Raw genomic sequence first — 2,178 nt, forward strand, 5'->3', positions numbered from 1 at the left:
CCGGTTGATTTCCGTTTTCTTCTGAATGATCGCATCATAATCTCATCGCGGGATGCTTTTCCATATCCACGTTCCGTTGTCTGTTTTCTCCGTTTTCATCGGGAACTTTTCTGATTTGTGCCACAAGAGCCATTTCGGTCTGTAGGTCACAACAATGAACATTTCTGCTTGGATTTCGGGTGCTTCCATATTGTCCAGCTTGCTTGCGATTGCTCGTGCACAAGGAATTGTCATTGTGTGCCCTGGAAACAAGATTTCGGCACGGGACTCAGCTAAATACACCGTGGTTGGACCCAAGTGTCTGTTTCTGGGAGGAGGTATGTCGAGGTGCATGACCTCACATACAGCTTTCACGTCGTAAAGAGGCAATGAACCTTCATTGGAGAGAGAAAACATAGTTGCCAACAGGTCGTTAGGACGCGATGAACCACCAACGTCCATGGATAGCTTGGGCAGATTGCTTAGCACAAATTCGGCCACGATTAGGATTAGGACAGCTATCCTTACAACCCATTCCAAAATTCGTATTGTTAGCCGCCTTTTTGTTGGCTGCGGATCTTGCATTTTTATATCTAATCTACGTCCAGCGTCAGTGCTCACGTCGTGCTGTCCACCTTCCACGTATCGGTGTTAGACTTTGGCATGCCGACAGTCTTGGGGCAGTACGACCTAAGTACCGTTGCGACCTGTCCAAAGCCGCTCTAGAATCATGCATCCCCTAGCCCGAGTTTTCCGGGTTAGTGAGGTAATTCGAAAGCCCGTATGGACGCGATTTTTCCGCATTTCCACTTGGATTCTAATGGCGGTCCTGCTCGCTTCGCTGGTCAGCGGAATTTGTAGTTACTAAATATTAGTTTGGCCTCATCGCACCAGCCCCTTCTCGGAAACTGGATCAGTAGCTGTAATGGCTATCGTGAAATCTACTACCATCCATTCCACGGGCGCGACGATGTTCATGCAGTTCGCTGGGAGAACACCGACGGGCGATCTGCGTACACGCCCAAGGCAGATCGTGACTGGAAGGTCTATCTTCGCCGCCCAAGACGAGGACCGCAAGAAGGTTGATCGCCAGACTCGGAAGTTCAGACCGCTGACTGACGAGGTCTTGCGTGGGCACGTCGTCGTAGATCACACCATCGGCATTTATCCGCTGCAGCAGCAGCAGGACGAAGCCGACCACCCACTTTCTCATAGTTGCTCCAAGGATCGAAATTGCATTCGCGCCCGTGCCATTCTCGGCTGCCGATTATAGCGCTTGGCTCGCATCATCAGCCCACTAAATATGCTTCAAAGACGGTGGCAAGCGCCGCGGTGGAGCATTTCTAGCAGGTGCCAGCGGCCATCCTCGATGTGGCAGGGCCGACATGCCGTGCAGATGACATGACAGCGGCACTGTTTCCCTCACTTCGCGCGCCAGCGTTAATCAATCCTTTCTTTCGAGGACGGACGCTTCGTCATCAATTGCCTTGTCCACAACGTAGGCCTTCGCTATGTTGGGGGTTCCATTCCTATCGCGAATCGGTTCCACTTTTGGACGCTTTGGTTTCATGGCTCAGGGAGCCTAGCTCCTAGCACTCGCTTCGTAGAGTGGCAATCACGCCAGGCACGCAGACCGCCCGCGCGGTCAATCACAGCCGTAGATCGAGGTCCGGAACTCCACAATGTAGGACTTGTGTCCGTTGCATTTGCTAGCATTTGCCACTTCTTTTGCCACTTCATTGCCACTTCCTGTTGACGAAAGTGAATTTCTGGAGTAAAAAGCGCGTTAACTTCGCAGTTTGCCAGGTCCGTTTGCTTTTCTAGCATGCCTACGAAGACTTTTGCATCCTGCGGGTATGGGATGGGGGCGTTCCATGAAACGGATTCTTGCGGTGTTGTTTCTCTTGGTGGAGTTTCTGGGTGTTCCAACGATTTCCGCGCAAGTCAGCACATCCTCTATCAATGGCCTGGTGACGGATGTGTCCGGAGCGGTTGTCGCCAACGCCAAAGTGCAAGCGAAGAACGAAGATACCGGGGTCGTGTTTGAGGGCGCTACGACCAGTGCGGGCACTTATTCTTTTGCTTCCCTCACGCCGGGGCGCTACAGCATCACGGTGACGCTCGCCGGGTTCCAGACCTATACCAGCGTGCACAACGTTTTGACGGTCGGGACTCCGCTGGTCGTGGACGTCAGCCTGA

Annotated in this window: 3 protein-coding genes; 2 read left to right on the forward strand and 1 reads right to left on the reverse strand. The window is 52.6% G+C overall.

Annotated elements, in window-relative coordinates:
• Window positions 1-42: 42 nt before the first annotated feature.
• Complete coding sequence (locus DMG62_25175) at window positions 43-600, reverse strand: hypothetical protein (GenBank protein ID PYY18875.1); 558 nt, start codon at window positions 598-600, stop codon at window positions 43-45.
• Between the two features lie 304 nt (window positions 601-904).
• On the opposite strand from DMG62_25175, the gene DMG62_25180 reads away from it, so the two are divergent.
• Window positions 905-1,252 (forward strand): hypothetical protein, encoded by a 348-nt coding sequence (locus tag DMG62_25180; GenBank protein PYY18876.1) that lies wholly within the window; start codon window positions 905-907, stop codon window positions 1,250-1,252.
• A 601-nt stretch (window positions 1,253-1,853) separates the two neighbouring features.
• Window positions 1,854-2,178 (forward strand): hypothetical protein (locus DMG62_25185; GenBank protein ID PYY18877.1); only part of this gene is annotated, 325 nt, incomplete at its 3' end.

It is taken from the genome of Acidobacteriota bacterium (genome assembly GCA_003225175.1).
GTDB lineage: Bacteria > Acidobacteriota > Terriglobia > Terriglobales > Acidobacteriaceae > Gp1-AA112.